This is a genomic window from Bradyrhizobium sp. CAR08 (assembly GCF_052871955.1).
In genome coordinates this window covers 1-17,234 of record NZ_JBIXJX010000014.1, presented here as the reverse complement: position 1 = coordinate 17,234, position 17,234 = coordinate 1, and the positions used below count along the sequence as shown (strand labels likewise).

Genomic DNA, 17,234 nt, shown 5'->3' with positions numbered 1-17,234 from the left:
TTGGTCCGGTATTTTCTTCTTTAGCTATCAGAAGTGATAGTTCACGCCTGCGCGCACAACGCTGGCGCTATAGCCGTTTGACACGCCCGTAATCGCGAACTGACTCGTCGACAGATCGATATAGAGATATTCGAGCTTGGCGCTCCAGTTCAGCGCGAACATAACTTCCGCGCCGGCACCGATGGTCCAGCCGGCGCTGGTGTGCGACTCGGTCCAGCCGAACGTCTGCGCGCGCAGCTCGCCGAAGGCGAGGCCCGCCGTGCCGTAGAACAGCACGTTGCTGAAGGCGTAGCCGGCGCGGCCGCGCAAGGTGCCGAACCACGGATTGGAGAACTTCCACGGCGCGAAGGTGTCGTCGGCACCGGCGGCCTGGATGTCGCCCTCGACGCCGAACACCCATGGGCCGTTCTGGAAATTGTAGCCGGCCTGAACGCCGCCGACGAAGCCCGACGGTTTTGCGGGATTGTTGCTCACCGAACCCCATTCGTAGCCGAGATTGCCACCGAGATACGGACCGGCCCAGCTATAAGCATTGAGCGGCTGATTGACCGTGTAGGGCGCACGCTGCCCGTAATTGAGATCGGCGGCCTCTGCCGAAGCCGTCCAGCCGACCGCAGCCAACGCGGCTGCGCCCACAACGAGCCTCTTCATCACACACTCCAACGCAACTCCCGTCACCGCTGCGATGCCCGCGCCGCCGCGCGAGGCAAAACCGCATGGTTACGGAACCACCATTTTTCGCGTAAGATTTATCGAGAGTTTTAAGTTAAAGGCCTGTTAAGCCGGGTTACCGCGCTGTTAACAGGCTTAAGCAAGCGTTACCGGGAACTGCGCCGCCATCCTGTGCGTGCCGCTCGGCCGGAACTTCAAATCGACACCCGCAGCGCTTAAATTCGCACCATGGTTCACGATTCCCCCGACAATCCGGACGACGCACGCGTACGCAAACCCGTGCGCGGCAAAGCACCCGACGTCCCGCCCCAGGAAACGGAAGCCGCGCCGCCGGACCTCGATCCCGCCACTGCGAATGGCGACGACGAGGACGATGCGCGGCTGCCGGACATCCTGGAAGAGAGCGGCACCGTCGGCGAAGAGCCGCTGGCGACCGGCCACGAGGCGATCGAACGCGCGGTGCGCCTCGCCCCCACCTCGCCCGGCGTCTACCGCATGCTCAATGCGAATGCCGACGTGCTCTATGTCGGCAAGGCCAAGAACGTCAAAAAGCGCCTGTCGAACTATGCGCGCCAGAGTGCGCCGCAGCCGGCGCGCATCCTGCGCATGATCGCCGCCACGGTGACCGTGGAAATCATCTCGACCCACACCGAGACCGAAGCCCTGCTGCTGGAGGCCAACCTCATCAAGCAGCTTCGGCCGCGCTTCAACGTGCAGCTGCGCGACGACAAGTCGTTTCCCTATATCCTGATCACGGGCGACCATTGGGCGCCGCAGATCCTGAAGCATCGCGGCGCGCAGACGCGGCCGGGTCGCTATTTCGGCCCGTTCGCCTCCGCCGGCGCCGTCAACCGCACCATCACCGCACTTCAGCGCGCGTTCCTGATCCGCTCCTGCACGGATTCCTTCTTCGAGAGTCGCTCGCGGCCCTGCCTGCTCTACCAGATCCGCCGTTGCGCCGGCCCCTGCACCCGCGAGATCGACTTCCCCGGCTACACGACCCTGGTGCGCGAGGCGAGCGACTTCCTGTCCGGCAGGAGCCATGCGGTGAAGCAGGAGCTTGCCGCGGAGATGGAGAAGGCCTCCGGCGAGCTCGAATTCGAGAGCGCCGCGCTCTACCGCGACCGCCTCGCTGCGCTGTCCGCGATCCAGTCGCAGCAGGGCATCAATCCGCGCACGGTGGAAGAAGCCGACGTGTTCGCCATCCACCAGGAGGGCGGCTTCTCCTGCGTCGAAGTGTTCTTCTTCCGCACCGGGCAGAACTGGGGCAACCGCGCCTATTTCCCGCGCGCGGAGAAGACATATACGCCGGAAGAGGTGCTCGGCTCCTTCCTCGCCCAGTTCTATGACGACAAGCCGCCGCCGAGGAATATCCTGCTCTCGCACGAGATCGAGGAGAGCGAGCTGCTCGCCAACGCGCTGTCGATCAAGGCCGGCCGCAAGGTCGAGGTGTCCATGCCGAAGCGCGGCGAGAAGAAGGAGCTCGTTACCCACGCGCTCACCAACGCGCGCGAGGCCCTGGGCCGCAAGCTCGCGGACACCGCGACGCAGAGCCGCCTGCTGGACGCCATGGCCACGACCCTGAGCCTGACGCATGCGCCGAAGCGGATCGAGGTCTACGACAACAGCCACATCCAGGGCACCAACGCGGTGGGTGCCATGATCGTCGCCGGCCCGGACGGTTTTGTGAAGAACCAGTACCGCAAGTTCAACATCAAGTCGGAGGGCCTGACGCCCGGCGACGATTACGGGATGATGCGCGAGGTGCTCGAACGCCGTTTCAAGCGCTTGATCAATCCACCCGAGGACAACGCGGCCAAAGCCAAGGACGACGACTTCCCGCAATGGCCCGATCTCGTGATCATCGATGGCGGCCGCGGCCAGCTCAACGCGGTCCGGGACATCTTTGCAAATCTCGGCCTGACCCAGGTGGCGCTGATGTCGGTGGCCAAGGGGCCGGACCGGGATGCCGGCCGCGAGACCCTGTTCATGCCGGAGCGCGAGGCGATCAAGCTGGAGCCGCGCGACCCCGTGCTCTATTTCATCCAGCGGCTGCGGGACGAGGCGCACCGTTTCGTCATCGGCTCGCACCGCAAGCTGCGCAAGAAGGACATCCGCGAGGCCGGCTTGCAGGAGATTCCTGGCATCGGTCCGTCACGCAAACGTGCCTTGCTGCATCATTTCGGAACCCTGAAGGAGATCGAACGGGCCTCGATCACCGATCTCGGTAAGGTTCCGGGGGTGAGCGCCGAGAGCGCCCGCAGGATTTTCGAGTATTTCCATCCCCAGCCGGGGTGAAATAAAAGGGGGGCCGCGGTCATATGGTCGTCGCATCCCGCACCCCATTTGGGGAGCGGAACGGTTGACCTTCAGGCTGCAGCGGTATTGGTAGGACGGATGAACATCGCCACGACACGAGGGACGACCAGCCGCGCGATGTCCCTCCCGAACATCCTGACCTACGGCCGGATCGCCGCGATCCCGGTCGTGGTCGGGTGCATCTACGCACAGTCGATCATGGACGGCCCGCTGTGGCTGCGCTGGGTCGCCGTCGCCATTTTTATCGCGGCTGCGGTCACCGATTACCTCGACGGCTATTACGCACGGATCTGGAATCAGCAATCGGCGTTCGGCCGCATGCTCGATCCGATCGCCGACAAGCTTCTGGTCGCCTCGTGCCTGCTGATGCTGGCCGCCGACGGCATCATTCACGGCTGGTCGCTGTGGGCCGCCATCGTGATCCTGTGCCGCGAGATCCTGGTCTCGGGCCTGCGCGAATATCTTGCCGCGCTGCGTGTCAGCGTGCCCGTGACCAAGCTTGCGAAGTGGAAGACGACGGTTCAGCTCATCGCCATCGGCTTCCTGCTGGCTGGTCCGGCCGGCGATGAGGTCGTGCCCATGGTCTCGATGATCGGGCTGGCGCTGCTCTGGGCCTCGGCGATCCTCACCATGTACACCGGCTACGACTATTTCGGCGCCGGCATCCATCACCTCATCAAGGAGGATGAGGGATGAAGGTGAAGTACTTCGCCTGGGTGCGCGAGCGCATCGGCAAGGCCGAGGAGACGATCGAGCCGCCTGCGACCGTGCGCACCGTGGAAGAGCTGATCGCCTGGCTGTCCGGCCAAGGCGAAGCCTACGCCTATGCGTTCGAGAAGCCGAAGGTGATCCGCACCGCGATCGACCATGCTCACGTCAAGTCGGACGCCACGATCGCAGGCGCTCGCGAGATCGCGTTCTTCCCGCCGATGACCGGCGGCTAGGCCATGTCCGTCGCCACCTGCCCCGTCACCATCCGTATCCAGCAAGACGATTTCGACATCGCGCGCGAGATCGCGGTGCTGACCGGGAACCGCACCGACATCGGTGCGGTCGTGAGCTTTTCCGGCATCTGCCGCAGCGACGAAGACAGCGCGAAGATCGCCGCGCTCTCGCTCGAGCATTATCCTGGCATGGCCGAGGAAGAGATCAGGCGCCATGCCGACGAGGCCATCTCGCGCTGGCCTCTCAGCGGCGTCACGGTGATCCATCGCGTCGGCCGTTTCATGCCCGGCCAGAACATCGTGCTGGTGCTGACCGGCTCGCAGCACCGCCAGGCAGCGTTCCAGGCAGCCGAGTTCCTGATGGATTATCTCAAGACCAACGCGCCGTTCTGGAAGAAGGAAGAGAGCGCCACCGGCACCGGCTGGGTCGAGGCCCAGGCCCGCGACGACGAAGCCGCCGCACGCTGGACCCGATCCTGATGGCAAGAACATCCAAAAAGGCCGTGCGCGGCCGCGCCGCGCCAAAGCTCGCGAAAGTGGGCCCCGGCGAGCTTCTCACGCTGATCGATTTCGTCCGCTATGCCGTGAGCCGCTTCAATGAGACCAAGCTCGCCTTTGCCCATGGCACGCCCGATCCGGTCGCGGAAGCGGCTTTCCTGGTCTGTGAAGCCCTGCATCTGCATCCCGAGCAGTTCGAGATTTTTGCCAACGCGCGCGTGACGGCCGCCGAGGGCAGGACCATCATCGATCTCGTTCATCAGCGCGTCACTACGCGCAAACCGGCCGCGTATCTCGTCAACAAGATCTACATGCGCGGCCTGCCGTTTTATGTCGACGAGCGCGTCATCGTTCCGCGCTCCTTCATCGGTGAACTCTTGGAGTCGCATTTCGGCGGCGACGGCGAAGCCGGCTCGCTGATCGACGATTCCAGCGCCGTCGAGCGCGTGCTCGATCTCTGCACGGGATCGGGATGCCTCGCGATCCTCGCCGCGCATCATTTCCCGAACGCCACGATCGATGCCGTCGATATCTCGAAGGGCGCGATCGACGTCGCCAGACGAAATGTCGGCGAATACGGGCTCGATGGCCGGATCAGCCTGCATCGCGGCGACCTGTTCGCCCCACTCGGTAACACCAAATACGACCTGATCATCACCAACCCGCCTTATGTCGACGCCGAAGGCATGGCGGCGCTGCCGCCCGAGTGCCGGGCCGAGCCGAAGCTCGCCTTCGACGGCGGCGCCGACGGTCTCGATGTGGTGCGCCGGATCCTGCGCGATGCGCCCGGCCATTTGACGCCGCATGGCGGGCTGATCTGCGAGATCGGCCGCGGCCGCGAATTGGTTGACGAGGCCTTTCCTGAATTGCCGCTGCTCTGGCTCGACACCGAGGACTCCGAGGGCGAAGTGTTCTGGATCGCGGCAACCGATCTCGGCTGATCCATCACGGCGGGCAGACCTCGTCGGAACAAGTCAAATACCGCCACGTTCATCCCCCGACGAATTTTCTCGCACTCGGAGGATAACCGCATGCTTGCGCCATCGGGCGAATTGCTGCGCGCCGGCGTCGCGCTCAAGCTCAACCATCTCAAGCGCGCCGCCCAGTCCTATGCCCGCGACCGGAGCAACCAGGCCACAGGGCGCATGACGTCGTACGCGGCTGCGGCCGGACTGCTCGCGGTTGCGGGCTTGTTCGTCGTCGCAGCCTTCTTCGTCGGCCTGATCGCCCTGTACCGCTGGATTGCAATCCATTACGGGCAATTCTGGGGGTTCGGCGCCGTCGGCGCTGTGCTCCTGGTCCTGGCCGCCGCCTGCGCCGGCGTGGCCATGGCCCAGATGAAGCGCAAGACCAAGCCGATCGTGCCGCTCGCCAGCCGCCTACGGGTGGCTATCGCCACCCCGCGCATCCCGCGCGGAACGGTGAAGGAGGCGGTGAAAGAGGTCGCGACGACAATTCCCCTGGCGCCGCTCGCGCCGGGCGAACGAGGACATGAGTCAGGACATGGCGGCAGCACGTGGCCGGCTCGGTCCAACCGGCCCGTGCAACTCGGGCTGATGCTCGCGGCCGTTGGGCTGGTCGGGATCACGGCCGCGCGCAGGCGGCGTCACGGCCACGGAGCGGATACCTGAAAATGCGTATGCGGCGCGCCGAGCAATTCGACAGCTGGCTGTTAGTCGCAGCCACGACCGTGTTCGTGCTCACCGCGGAACGGTATTTCCAGGATTCTGGCCTGATCCGGCCGGGACCTCCGCAAGACCACCGCAACGGCGAGGCGAATTCGCCGGAAACGAGCCCGACGGGCGCAGCCTCGCAGCCCGGCCGCGGCCGCCGCGCGAAAAGCCCGTTCGCGATCCCGTGGGCAGGCTGGAAGGACATCCTCTGGCGCACCTATCAGCGCATCGACGAGGATCGCCTGCTCGCGACCGCCGGCGGCGTCGTCTTTTTCGGACTGCTCGCGATCTTTCCCGCCATCACGGCGCTGGTTTCATTCTATGGCCTGTTCGCCGATCCCTCGACGATCAGTTCCAACCTGCAATCGCTCGCGATGATGCTGCCCGAGGGCGCGTTCCAGATCGTCGAGGACCAGGTGGCGCGCGTCGTGTCGAACGGCGGCGCGACCCTTGGTTTCACTTTCCTGTTTGGACTCGTGCTCGCGATCTGGAGCGCCAATGCCGGCGTCAAAGCCATCTTCGACGCCCTCAACGTCGCCTATGAGGAGCGTGAAAAGCGCAGCTTCATCCGGCTGAACACGGTCTCGCTGGCTTTCACGGTCGGTGGCATCGTTGCCCTGCTGCTGATGGTGGGCGCCGTCGTCGCCTTCCCGCTCGCGCTCAACCACCTCGGCATGGCGCCCGAAAGCAAGCTGATCGTGGCGCTGGCGCGATGGCCGGTGCTGTTCGTCATTCTCCTTGCGGCGCTCGCCGTCCTCTACCGCTTCGCGCCCAGCCGCGACGCCCCGCGCTGGCAATGGCTGAGCCCCGGCGCTGTGACGGCCGCGATCCTCTGGATCGCCGGCTCGGCGCTGCTGTCCTGGTATCTGTCCGAATTCGCAAATTACAACGCGACCTACGGCTCGCTCGGCGCTGCGATCGGCTTGATGATGTGGATGTGGATGTCGGCCATCGTCATCATGTTCGGGGCTGAGCTGAATTCGGAGATCGAACGGCAGACCTTGCGCGACACGACCACCGGGCCGCCCAAGCCGCTAGGCACCCGCGAGGCCGTCTCGGCCGACACGGTCGGCGCCGCGGCGCCGTCCTGACTCTGCGATTGGGCCGCTATCCCCTCGAATCAACAATGATGTTAAGGTCATGCCGCTTGGGGGAGCATGCGGCGTGACGGGTTCGAAACGCCACCCGTGTTTTCCCGGTCAGGCAGTCAGCTCTTGAGGCGTAACGCGCGGCATGATTCGTATTTCGACGATCTTCATCGCGATCTGCATGGTTCTGGTCGCCGCCTCGCTCGGGCTCCTGCTCTACGCGGTCGCCGGCATCAGCGGAACCGAATCCGCGATCGTGGCGCTGACGGCGCTGACCTTCCTGATCCTCTACAATGCAGTGTCGATGCGACTGCGCGACCGCAGCGACGTCGGCGGCCAGATCGCCGATCTTTCGCGCGGCACCGCCGACCTCGCCCGTCAGGTCGCCGAATTCGGCCGCCGGCTCGCCACGATCGAAGCACGCATCGCCTCTTCCAATTCGGCCAACTCCGACCGCATCCAGTCGGTGGTCGGCGAGATCAACGAACTCGGCGGACTGGTCAGGCAACTCGCCACCACCGTGTCGGCCCATGAGGATCTGATGGCCGGCAACGCGCCAGTGTCGGCCCCCGCGCCGGTCGCAAGGCAGGAGCCGGACGCGCCGCTCGACCTGATGGCCACGTTCGAGGAGGAACGGCCGGCTGCCCCGGCGCCCGCGCCGCCGCCAATGCGGCCGGCAGCACCGGCGATCCAGACCCAGACCGCCAATCCGGTTCAGACCGCCAACGGCCGCAACCACACCCAATTGCTGGCGACGCTCCGCAACGCGATCGACGAGAACCGCATCGACATCTTCCTCCAGCCGATGGTGTCGCTGCCGCAGCGCAAGGTCCGGTTCTACGAGGCCGTGACGCGCCTGCGCGACGAGCGTGACCAGCTGGTCGCGGCCGAGGAGTTCATCAGCATCGCGGAGGCCTCCGGGTTGATCGGGCGCATCGACAACATGGTCATGCTGCGCTGCGTGCAGGTGCTGCGGCGCCTGATGGTACGCAACAAGGAAGTCGGCGTGTTCTGCAACGTCGCGGCTTCCACGCTCGGCAATTCCACGACCTTCGCGCAATACCTCGATTTCCTCGAAGCCAATCGAGCGCTGGCGCCCTCGCTGGTGCTGGAATTCAAACAATCCACCTTCCGCAATCTCGGCCCGGCCGAAACCGAGAATCTCGCCGCGCTCGCCCAGCGCGGCTTCCGTTTCTCGATCGACCATGTCACCGATTTGCGCATCGAACCGCGCGAGCTCGCCGATCGCGGCGTGCGCTTCATCAAGGTGCCGGCCTCGCTCCTGCTCGACCCCAGGCAGGCTTCGGCCTCGGACATCCACCCGTCCGATCTCTCCGACCTGCTCGGCCGCTTCGGCATCGATCTGATCGCCGAGCGAATCGAGGGCGAGCGCGCCGTGATCGACCTGCTCGATTATGACGTGCGGTTCGGCCAGGGGTTCCTGTTCGCGCCGCCCCGGCCATTGCGGCCGGAGGGGTCATCTGCTACCGCCGCGCCGAACCAGGCACAGGACATTCAGGGATCCAATGGCTCCGGCATATCCAGCTCAGGCGCGACGTCGGCTGCGTCTGCGCCACAGCGCGTCACCGGCAACGCCGCGCTCGCGCGACGTATCTGATCGGCCGCACGCATCATGACCACACTTCATTTCGCCGAAAGCCTGCGTGAACTCGTGGCGGGCGTGGACGTCGTGCTCAGCGACATCTGGGGCGTGGTCCATAACGGTCTCGAATCCTTCCCCGAAGCCTGCGAGGCGCTGCACACCTACCGCAGCCGCGGCGGTACGGTCATCCTGATCACCAACGCGCCGCGCCCGGCCGACTCCGTGCAGCGGCAATTGCGCAAGCTCGGCGTCGCCGACGAGACCTATGACGCGATCGTGTCTTCAGGCGACCTGACGCGGCTCTATGTCGCCGACCATCCCGGCCGCAAGATGTTCTGGCTCGGCCCCGAGCGCGACAACTCGATCTATCGCGGCCTCGATGCGGTGACCGCGCCGCTGGAAGAGGCGGATTACATCGTCTGCACCGGCCTCTATGACGACGAGACCGAGACGGCGGAAGACTATCGCGGCATGATGCTGAAGGCGCGCGAGCGCAAGCTGACGCTGGTTTGTGCCAACCCCGACATCGTGGTGGAACGCGGCGACCGCCTGATCTATTGCGCCGGCGCGATCGCGGAGCTCTATCGCGAGCTCGGCGGCGAGGTGATCTTCTACGGCAAGCCGCACCGGCCGATCTACGAGCGCGCGATGGCGCTCGCCGGCGAACGCCAGGGCCACCAGATCGACCGCAAAAAGGTGCTCGCGATCGGCGATTCCGTCCGGACCGACCTCACCGGCGCGCGCGAGTTCGGCATCGATTGCCTGTTCGTGACCCGCGGCATCCATGCCGAGGAGTTCGAGGGTCTCGACCAGCTCGACCCGGCATCGGTGCTGGAATTGTTCGGCCATCCCCCGAAGGCGCTGATGCGCGAACTGAAGTGGTAGCGAGTTGATCGTCATTCCCGGTTGATGTGGGGCGTCGATTCCGGAACGACGAACCCGACGCAGAAAGCCCGGGACAATCGCCCGGGCTTTCCGAATTCAACTGATGGCTTCGATCGCGCCTTACGCGCTCGCCATGTCCGGGAAGACCGCCTCGATCTTGGTCTTCAGCGTCGCCGCGTTGAACGGCTTGACGATGTAGTTGTTCACGCCGGCCTTCTTGGCCGCGATCACGTTCTCGGTCTTTGATTCGGCCGTGATCATGATGAAGGGCGTGGTGGCGAGGTTCGGATCCGCGCGCACTTCGCGCAGCAGGTCGTAACCCGTCATCGGCTCCATGTTCCAGTCGGAAATCACGAGCCCGTACTTCTTGCCACGCATCTTGTTCAGCGCTGCCGAACCGTCGCTTGCATCATCGATATTCTCGAAGCCAAGCTGCTTCAGGAGGTTCCTGATGATACGGATCATGGTGCTGTAGTCGTCAACCACCAGAACCGACATCGACAAATCAACCGCCATCTCGACTCCCCCAACGCAAACCCAGGAAATATTACGATCGGACCTGCCGGGCCGGAGCCCCGCGGTTCCACGCCCAAGGACTAGCACCAAGGCGTTAAACAGCGCGTTAACTGGGAACGCCCCCGGTGGACTGAAATCGCACTCGATGCGGCCGCCCCCTCCCGCTTGACTTCATCCGGCCCGTCGCGCCACGGTCCCGGCCGGTCCCGCCGGTTCGAGATTCCCCTGATGGCCCCGCATTTTACCGTTATCCGCGACACCACGCCGGACTCCGCCATTGCAAGGGGTGCCGTGGTCGCCATGGGCAATTTCGACGGCGTTCATCTCGGCCATCGCGCCGTAATCGCTGCGGCGCTGGAAATGGGCCGGCTACATGGCCGCCCTGCGCTGGCATTGACCTTCGAGCCGCATCCGCGCCGGTTTTTCAGCCCCAACACCCCGCAATTCCGCCTGACGGACGAGCGTGCCAAGCTGCGGCTTCTGGCCGGCACCGGACTTGACGGCGCCGTGGTCATGACCTTCGACAAGTCCCGCGCCGGGACCAGCGCGCAAGACTTCATTCACCACGACCTGATCGGGCGCCTGGGCATCGGCGGAATCGCCGTCGGCTACGACTTCCACTTCGGCAAGGGTCGGGTCGGCTCGCCGAGCCTCCTCGTCAACGAGGCGCCCCGGCTCGGCATCGAGGTCGACGTGCAGCCGCATGTCGATATCGACGAGCGGCCGGTCTCCTCCAGCGCGATCCGGATCGCGCTCGCCGAAGGCCAACTCGACGAGGCCACGGCCATGCTCGGCGCGCCCTGGTTCATCACCGGCGAGGTCATCCACGGCGAGAAGCGCGGCCGCGACCTCGGTTATCCCACCGCCAATATCCGCCTTGATGCCAATTGCGGCCTCAAGCACGGCATCTATGCGGTGCGGGTCGGCCGCGGCGTGGAGCGGCTGGACGGGGTGGCAAGCTTCGGCCGCCGCCCGACGTTCGATAATGGTGCGCCGCTGCTGGAAATCTTTCTGTTCGACTTCAAGGGGGATCTCTACGGGCAGACGCTCGACTGCGCCTTTATCGGCTTCATCCGCGAGGAACTGAAATTCGAGGGCCTGGATGCCCTGATCCGCCAGATGGACAACGATTCCGCCCGCGCCCGCGCCATGCTCGCCGCCGCCCCGGACGCGTTTCCGCGGCTTGGCGTCATCGATTGAGGCCGGAAACCGGCCCGCCGAACCTTTTGCGCTTCCCCCGCCCCCCTGCTATGGAGAGCCCATGTTTGCGCGGCGCATCATAGGGATTAGCGGCCCGGCTTCCGCCTGAGCTTTCGGCTCGGCGCAAGACCGGGATGTCGTCGTTTCACCCGCGATTCCGCATCGCCATCCGTTCCCGCGCCCTTCCGAGCCAGTCAGCCTCATGTCCGACAAGCCACAAAAGTCCCAAAAATCCGAAGCCAAAGACTATTCGAAAACCCTGTTCCTGCCGCAGACCGAATTCCCGATGCGGGCCGGCCTGCCGCAGCGCGAGCCGGAGCTGCTGAAATACTGGAACGACATCGGCCTTTACGACAAGCTCCGCCAGGAAGCCCAGGGCCGCGCCAAATTCGTGCTGCATGACGGCCCGCCCTACGCCAATGGCAACATCCATATCGGGCACGCGCTGAACAAGATCCTCAAGGACGTCGTGACCAAGAGCCAGCAGATGCTCGGCTTCGACTCCAACTACGTGCCCGGTTGGGACTGCCACGGCCTGCCGATCGAATGGAAGATCGAGGAAGAGAACTACCGTTCCAAGGGCAAGCAGAAGCCCGACTTCCGCGACTCCGCTGCGATGGTGGCGTTCCGCAAGGAATGCCGCGCCTATGCGACACACTGGATCAACGTGCAGCGCGAGGAATTCAAGCGGCTCGGCATCATCGGCGACTGGGATCATCCCTATCAGACGATGAGCTATCCCGCCGAGGCGCAGATCGCCCGCGAGCTGATGAAGTTCGCCGCCAACGGCACCCTGTATCGCGGCTCCAAGCCGGTGATGTGGAGCGTGGTCGAGAAGACCGCACTCGCCGAGGCCGAGGTCGAGTACGAGGACTACACCTCCGACATGGTGTGGGTGAAGTTTCCCGTCACGTCCCCGGCACATGGTGCGCTCGCCAATGCATCGGTCGTGATCTGGACCACCACGCCCTGGACGCTGCCCGGCAACCGCGCGATCTCGTTCTCACCGAAGATCGCCTACGGCCTCTACAAGGTGACGGATGCGGCCGCGGACAATTGGGCAAAGACCGGCGATCTCCTGATCCTGGCCGATGCGCTTGCAGCAGAGGTGTTCAAGCAGGCGCGCGTCACGGCCTATGAGAAGCTGCGCGACATTCCCGGCGATACGCTGGACGCCGTGGAGTGCGCCCATCCCTTGCGCGGCCTCGATGGCGGTTACGCGTTTATCGTGCCGCTGCTCGCCGGCGAGCATGTCACCGACGATACCGGCACCGGTTTCGTGCACACCGCGCCGAGCCACGGCCGCGAGGATTTCGACGTCTGGATGGCCAATACCCGCGAGCTCGATGAGCGCGGCATCTCGACCGCGATCCCCTACACTGTCGACGAGAACGGCGCCTATACCGCGCAGGCCCCCGGCTTCACCGGCGAGCGCGTGCTCAACGACAAGGGCGAGAAGGGCGATGCCAATGAAGCCGTGATCAAGGCGTTGGTCGAGGCCGGCAAGCTGCTCGCGCGCGGCCGCCTCAAGCACCAGTACCCGCATTCCTGGCGATCGAAGAAGCCGGTGATCTTCCGCAACACGCCGCAATGGTTCATCGCGATGGACAAGGACATCAGCGAAGATGGCCACGCCAGGAAGGGCGATACGCTGCGGGCTCGCGCGCTGCATGCGATCTCGGTCACGCAATGGGTGCCGCCGTCGGGTGAGAACCGCATCAACGGCATGATCGCCAACCGTCCGGACTGGGTGATCTCGCGCCAGCGCGCCTGGGGCGTGCCGATCGCCGTGTTCGTGCGCGAGAACAGCGACGGTTCGGCCGAGATCCTGCAGGACGAGATCGTCAATCAGCGCATCACCGAGGCCTTCATGGAGGAAGGCGCCGACGCCTGGTACATGGACGGCGCCCGCGAGCGCTTCCTTGGATCCCGCGCGAAGGAAGACTGGAAGAAGATCGACGACATCTGCGACGTCTGGTTCGATTCCGGCTCCACACATGCCTTCGTGCTCGAGGATCGCCAGAACTTCCCGCAGCTCGGCAACATCGTTCGCAAGGTCGACGGCGGCGACGACACCGTGATGTATCTCGAAGGCAGCGATCAGCATCGCGGCTGGTTTCATTCGTCGCTGCTGGAAAGCGCGGGCACGCGGGGCCGCGCGCCCTATGACATCGTGCTCACCCACGGCTTCACGCTCGACGAGAACGGCCGCAAGATGTCGAAGTCGATCGGCAACACCGTCGAGCCTCAGAAGGTGATCAAGGATTCGGGCGCGGATATCCTGCGCCTCTGGGTCTGCGCCACCGACTATGCCGACGACCAGCGCATCGGCCCGGAGATCCTGAAGAACACCATCGAGACCTATCGCAAGCTGCGCAACACCGTGCGCTGGATGCTGGGAACGCTGGATCACTACAAGCCGGCCGACGCAGTCGCGCCCGCCGACATGCCCGAACTCGAACGGCTGATGCTGCACGAGCTCGCGGTCCGTGCTGCCGTCGTCCGCAAAGCCTATCAGGAGTTCGACTACAAGACCGTGGTCGCAACCTTGTCCGCGTTCCTGAACAGTGAGCTCTCCGCGTTCTATTTCGACATCCGCAAGGACACGCTGTATTGCGATCCGCCGTCCTCGCTGACGCGCAAGGCGGCGCTGACCACGATCGACCTGTTGTGCAGCTCGATCCTGAAATGGCTGGCGCCGATCCTCAGCTTCACCGCGGAGGAAGCCTGGCGCATGTACAGGCCCGACGCCGAGCCCTCGGTGCACCTGACGCAGTTTCCCGACGACCTCGAAAGCCTGCGCGACGACAAGCTCGCCGCGAAGTGGGAAGCGATCCGCAACGTCCGCCGTGTCGTCACCGGTGCGCTGGAGCTCGAACGCGCCGCCAAGAACATCGGCTCGTCGCTGGAGGCATCGCCGGTCATCTATGTCGCCGACCGCGACATGCTTGCGACGTTGTTCGACACCGACCTCGCCGAGATCTGCATCACCTCGAATTACGAGGTGCGCGAGGGCGAGGCGCCGGCTTCCGCATTCCGTCTCGATGCCGTTCCAGGCGTCGCTGTCGTGGTGGAGAAGGCGGTCGGCACCAAATGCGCCCGTTCCTGGAAGATTTCGCCGGCGGTGGGTGAGGACCCCGAATACCCCGACGTCACCCCGCGAGATGCCCAGGCGCTGCGCGAATGGAAGGCGCTGGGGGTCAGCATCTAGGTCTCACCGTCGTCCTCGCGAAAGCCAGGACCCATTCCACGGCCGCCAATTGCGACGAAGGCTGATGACCACAAGTCTTTCAAACAACGACCGCCTCGGAGTGTGGGTCCTGGCTTTCGCCAGGACGACGACGGAGCGTGTTGTGGCGGACTGCCCATGACCCCGCTCCGCGCCGGCATCCTCGCGGCCCTGCTCACGCTCGTGGCCGACCAGGCTTCAAAGCTCTGGCTGCTGAACGTGTTCGACCTCGCCCGTCGCGGCGCGGTCGAGGTGACCCCGTTCTTCGACCTGGTGCTGGCCTGGAACATCGGCATCAGCTTCGGCTGGCTCCAGAACGACGGTCAGGCGGCGCAAATGGCGCTGATGGCCGTGAAGGTCGTCGCGGTGGTTGCGCTGGCGATCTGGATGGCCCGCTCGCACACCCTGCTGGCAACCATCGCGCTTGGCCTGATCATTGGCGGCGCCATCGGCAATGGGATCGATCGCCTCGCCTATGGCGCGGTGGTCGATTTCGCCCTGTTTCACATCAATATCGGCGAAAATACCTATAATTGGTACGTGTTCAACCTCGCGGACGTGGCCATCGTTGCTGGCGTGGCGGCGCTATTGTATGATTCCTTCCTGGGGGTACCCGCCGCAAAAGCGCCCTGATCCCGGCCGATACGGACCGGCAGGTGGAACCTTGCTTTTGCGAGGGATTATGCCGTGCGAGAGCGGCAAACTGCCACATTTTGGAACAGGTACAGTGATGCGCAGCTCGAAGACCAGCGGTTCGATGGTTGAAGACCCCCGGCAGGGGTTCTGGCGGGCGTTGAAATTGTCCGCTGTCGCGCTCGGCATCGGTCTCGTCATGTCGGCTGGCGTCGCTCGCGCCGGTGACGACGGCGAGGACGACGACGACATGACCTTCGAAGAGAAGCTCATCGACAATCTGATGTCGGGCATCGGCGCCAAGAGCATGGAGAAGAAGGGTATCGAATACCGCGAGCGGTCGCCGCTGGTGGTGCCGCCCAAGCTCGACCTGCCGCCGCCCGCCGGCGTTGAAGCCAAGAACGCGCCGAACTGGCCGAAGGACCCTGACGAGAGACGCCGCAAGGAGGCCATCGCGCAGCGGAAGAAGGCCGTCAAGGCCACGGAGAGCTGGCAGGCAGGCCGGGCGTTGTCGCCCGCCGAGATGGAGGTCGGCAGGACAGCCGCACCCGAGCGCACGAGCAATGATCCTATTCAGCCGGGCACCAACGGCAATCCGTCGCTCAGCCCGGCCCAGCTCGGTTTCTCCGGCGGTCTGTGGGGCATGATGTCAAACAACAAAGGCGAGGCCAAGCAATTCACGACCGAGCCGCCGCGCCAGTCACTGGTCGAGCCGCCGCCGGGCTACCAGACACCGTCACCGAGCTATGCCTATGGCGCCGGAGAGGACAAGACACGGCGCACCTATTTCGACATCATGTCCGGCAAGGACAAGGAACAATAGCGCTCCTGTCCCTTCGCGATATCCCGACACAGACCCGGTCCCGCGCCGGCGGCTCGTGCGCGCCGGACGCGGTCTTTAATTGCTTATCAGTAACTTGCGCCCGAGTTGAGTTCTCTGCTTCGTGACGCGAAGCGTTTGCCGCACGGTGTACCATGCCGTGCCTCCGAGCCGGACATCCGGGCTCGGCCTTTCATAAGGATCATGATGTCCTCTTACCGATCGGCTGCCCGCCTCCTTGCCGCGCTGCTTTCGACGAGTGTCCTCACGGCCGGCGCATCCCTTGCGCAGACCACGGTGACATCGGCTCCGCCCGCCAGCTTCACGCTCGGAAACGGCATGCAGGTCGTGGTGATTCCGGACCATCGCACGCCCGTCGTCACGGAAATGATCTGGTACAAGGTCGGCTCGGCGGACGAGACGCCGGGCAAGTCCGGGCTCGCGCACTTCCTCGAGCACCTGATGTTCAAGGGCACATCGAAGCATCCGGTCGGCGAATTCTCCCAGACCGTACTCCGCGTCGGCGGCAACGAGAACGCCTCGACTTCGGTCGACTACACCAACTACTACCAGCGCGTGCCGCGCGAGCAGTTGCCGACCATGATGGAATTCGAGGCCGACCGCATGACCGGCCTGATCCTCAAGGACGAGAACGTGTTGCCCGAGCGTGACGTCGTGCTCGAAGAATACAACATGCGCGTCGCCAACAATCCGGACGCGCGGCTGAACGAGCAGATCATGGCCGCGCTCTATCTCAACCATCCCTACGGCCGGCCGGTGATCGGCTGGCACCAGGAGATCGAGAAGCTCGATCGCGAGGATGCGCTCGCCTTCTACCGCCGCTTCTATGCGCCGAACAACGCGATCCTGGTGATCGCCGGCGACGTCGAGCCCGCCGACATCCGCCCGCTGGTCGAGCGCAGTTTCGGCGCCATCCCGGCGCAGCCCGCGATCCCGGCGCGCCGCGTCCGCCCGCAGGAGCCGGAACCCGCGGCGCCGCGCACCGTGACCCTGGCCGATCCGCGCGTCGAGCAACCCGGCTTGCGACGCTATTACCTGGTGCCCTCGGCGACCACGGCTGCGGCCGGCGAAAGCGCGGCCCTCGACGTGCTGGCGCAGCTGATGGGCAGCGGCAGCAATTCCTATCTCTACCG

At 64.8% G+C, this 17,234-nt stretch carries 16 protein-coding genes; 14 read left to right on the top strand and 2 right to left on the bottom strand.

The features are described 5' to 3' along the window. Window positions 1-27: 27 nt before the first annotated feature. Window positions 28-651, bottom strand: a complete 624-nt coding sequence (locus ACIPUD_RS26785) for an outer membrane protein (protein WP_446481854.1) — start codon at window positions 649-651, stop codon at window positions 28-30. Window positions 652-900: 249 nt separating this feature from the next. On the opposite strand from ACIPUD_RS26785, the gene uvrC reads away from it, so the two are divergent. The 9 genes from uvrC to ACIPUD_RS26740 all read left to right on the top strand — a co-directional run bounded on the left by uvrC (window position 901) and on the right by ACIPUD_RS26740 (window position 9,682). Continuing rightward, window positions 901-2,970 (top strand): excinuclease ABC subunit UvrC, encoded by a 2,070-nt coding sequence (uvrC, locus tag ACIPUD_RS26780; RefSeq protein ID WP_204512374.1) that lies wholly within the window; start codon window positions 901-903, stop codon window positions 2,968-2,970. Window positions 2,971-3,069: 99 nt separating this feature from the next. Then, a complete protein-coding gene (pgsA, locus tag ACIPUD_RS26775; RefSeq protein ID WP_007596859.1) occupies window positions 3,070-3,687 on the top strand; it encodes a CDP-diacylglycerol--glycerol-3-phosphate 3-phosphatidyltransferase in 618 nt (205 codons plus the stop codon). Beyond that, entirely contained in the window at window positions 3,684-3,935 is a 252-nt protein-coding gene (gene moaD, locus ACIPUD_RS26770) for a molybdopterin converting factor subunit 1 (RefSeq protein WP_247489229.1), read from the top strand. The genes pgsA and moaD overlap by 4 nt, the downstream gene beginning before the upstream one ends. Window positions 3,936-3,938: 3 nt before the next feature. Next, on the top strand, window positions 3,939-4,415 hold the full coding sequence (locus tag ACIPUD_RS26765) for a molybdenum cofactor biosynthesis protein MoaE (RefSeq protein ID WP_446481853.1): 477 nt from the start codon (window positions 3,939-3,941) through the stop codon (window positions 4,413-4,415). Further along, window positions 4,415-5,374 carry a 50S ribosomal protein L3 N(5)-glutamine methyltransferase gene (prmB, locus tag ACIPUD_RS26760; RefSeq protein ID WP_446481852.1) on the top strand — a complete coding sequence of 320 codons (960 nt, stop codon included), beginning with the start codon at window positions 4,415-4,417 and terminating at the stop codon, window positions 5,372-5,374. The genes ACIPUD_RS26765 and prmB overlap by 1 nt, the downstream gene beginning before the upstream one ends. Window positions 5,375-5,464: 90 nt before the next feature. Continuing rightward, the gene (locus ACIPUD_RS26755) at window positions 5,465-6,064 is read left to right on the top strand and encodes a hypothetical protein (protein WP_018453489.1); all 600 of its coding nucleotides are present in this window, start codon (window positions 5,465-5,467) and stop codon (window positions 6,062-6,064) included. A 2-nt stretch (window positions 6,065-6,066) separates the two neighbouring features. Next, window positions 6,067-7,197, top strand: a complete 1,131-nt coding sequence (locus ACIPUD_RS26750) for a YihY/virulence factor BrkB family protein (RefSeq protein WP_026232540.1) — start codon at window positions 6,067-6,069, stop codon at window positions 7,195-7,197. 142 nt (window positions 7,198-7,339) lie between these two features. Further along, window positions 7,340-8,812 (top strand): EAL domain-containing protein, encoded by a 1,473-nt coding sequence (locus tag ACIPUD_RS26745; RefSeq protein ID WP_446481851.1) that lies wholly within the window; start codon window positions 7,340-7,342, stop codon window positions 8,810-8,812. A gap of 15 nt (window positions 8,813-8,827) precedes the next feature. Next, complete coding sequence (locus tag ACIPUD_RS26740; protein ID WP_018453486.1) at window positions 8,828-9,682, top strand: TIGR01459 family HAD-type hydrolase; 855 nt, start codon at window positions 8,828-8,830, stop codon at window positions 9,680-9,682. Window positions 9,683-9,802: 120 nt separating this feature from the next. Here ACIPUD_RS26740 and ACIPUD_RS26735 read toward each other — a convergent pair whose 3' ends face one another. Continuing rightward, the gene (locus ACIPUD_RS26735; protein WP_007596883.1) at window positions 9,803-10,198 is read right to left on the bottom strand and encodes a response regulator; all 396 of its coding nucleotides are present in this window, start codon (window positions 10,196-10,198) and stop codon (window positions 9,803-9,805) included. Between the two features lie 228 nt (window positions 10,199-10,426). Here ACIPUD_RS26735 and ACIPUD_RS26730 point away from each other — a divergent pair, with 228 nt between their 5' ends. From ACIPUD_RS26730 to ACIPUD_RS26710, 5 genes are all read left to right on the top strand, one after another. Next, window positions 10,427-11,398, top strand: a complete 972-nt coding sequence (locus tag ACIPUD_RS26730) for a bifunctional riboflavin kinase/FAD synthetase (RefSeq protein WP_204512379.1) — start codon at window positions 10,427-10,429, stop codon at window positions 11,396-11,398. A gap of 202 nt (window positions 11,399-11,600) precedes the next feature. Continuing rightward, the gene (ileS, locus tag ACIPUD_RS26725; RefSeq protein WP_446481850.1) at window positions 11,601-14,609 is read left to right on the top strand and encodes an isoleucine--tRNA ligase; all 3,009 of its coding nucleotides are present in this window, start codon (window positions 11,601-11,603) and stop codon (window positions 14,607-14,609) included. Window positions 14,610-14,765: 156 nt separating this feature from the next. After that, window positions 14,766-15,260: a signal peptidase II gene (lspA, locus tag ACIPUD_RS26720; RefSeq protein ID WP_026232539.1), complete on the top strand. Its 495-nt coding sequence runs from the start codon at window positions 14,766-14,768 to the stop codon at window positions 15,258-15,260. Window positions 15,261-15,357: 97 nt separating this feature from the next. Then, window positions 15,358-16,083, top strand: a complete 726-nt coding sequence (locus tag ACIPUD_RS26715) for a hypothetical protein (protein ID WP_018453482.1) — start codon at window positions 15,358-15,360, stop codon at window positions 16,081-16,083. A 201-nt stretch (window positions 16,084-16,284) separates the two neighbouring features. Next, the coding region (locus tag ACIPUD_RS26710) for a M16 family metallopeptidase (RefSeq protein ID WP_446481849.1) at window positions 16,285-17,234 on the top strand (950 nt) is incomplete at its 3' end.

Bases quoted from the DNA above. Each gene is read 5' to 3' on its own strand.
- ACIPUD_RS26785 (WP_446481854.1), bottom strand. From the start codon at position 651: ATGAAGAGGCTCGTTGTGGGCGCAGCCGCGTTGGCTGCGGTCGGCTGG.
- uvrC (WP_204512374.1), top strand. From the start codon at position 901: ATGGTTCACGATTCCCCCGACAATCCGGACGACGCACGCGTACGCAAA.
- pgsA (WP_007596859.1), top strand. From the start codon at position 3,070: ATGAACATCGCCACGACACGAGGGACGACCAGCCGCGCGATGTCCCTC.
- moaD (WP_247489229.1), top strand. From the start codon at position 3,684: ATGAAGGTGAAGTACTTCGCCTGGGTGCGCGAGCGCATCGGCAAGGCC.
- ACIPUD_RS26765 (WP_446481853.1), top strand. From the start codon at position 3,939: ATGTCCGTCGCCACCTGCCCCGTCACCATCCGTATCCAGCAAGACGAT.
- prmB (WP_446481852.1), top strand. From the start codon at position 4,415: ATGGCAAGAACATCCAAAAAGGCCGTGCGCGGCCGCGCCGCGCCAAAG.
- ACIPUD_RS26755 (WP_018453489.1), top strand. From the start codon at position 5,465: ATGCTTGCGCCATCGGGCGAATTGCTGCGCGCCGGCGTCGCGCTCAAG.
- ACIPUD_RS26750 (WP_026232540.1), top strand. From the start codon at position 6,067: ATGCGTATGCGGCGCGCCGAGCAATTCGACAGCTGGCTGTTAGTCGCA.
- ACIPUD_RS26745 (WP_446481851.1), top strand. From the start codon at position 7,340: ATGATTCGTATTTCGACGATCTTCATCGCGATCTGCATGGTTCTGGTC.
- ACIPUD_RS26740 (WP_018453486.1), top strand. From the start codon at position 8,828: ATGACCACACTTCATTTCGCCGAAAGCCTGCGTGAACTCGTGGCGGGC.
- ACIPUD_RS26735 (WP_007596883.1), bottom strand. From the start codon at position 10,198: ATGGCGGTTGATTTGTCGATGTCGGTTCTGGTGGTTGACGACTACAGC.
- ACIPUD_RS26730 (WP_204512379.1), top strand. From the start codon at position 10,427: ATGGCCCCGCATTTTACCGTTATCCGCGACACCACGCCGGACTCCGCC.
- ileS (WP_446481850.1), top strand. From the start codon at position 11,601: ATGTCCGACAAGCCACAAAAGTCCCAAAAATCCGAAGCCAAAGACTAT.
- lspA (WP_026232539.1), top strand. From the start codon at position 14,766: ATGACCCCGCTCCGCGCCGGCATCCTCGCGGCCCTGCTCACGCTCGTG.
- ACIPUD_RS26715 (WP_018453482.1), top strand. From the start codon at position 15,358: ATGCGCAGCTCGAAGACCAGCGGTTCGATGGTTGAAGACCCCCGGCAG.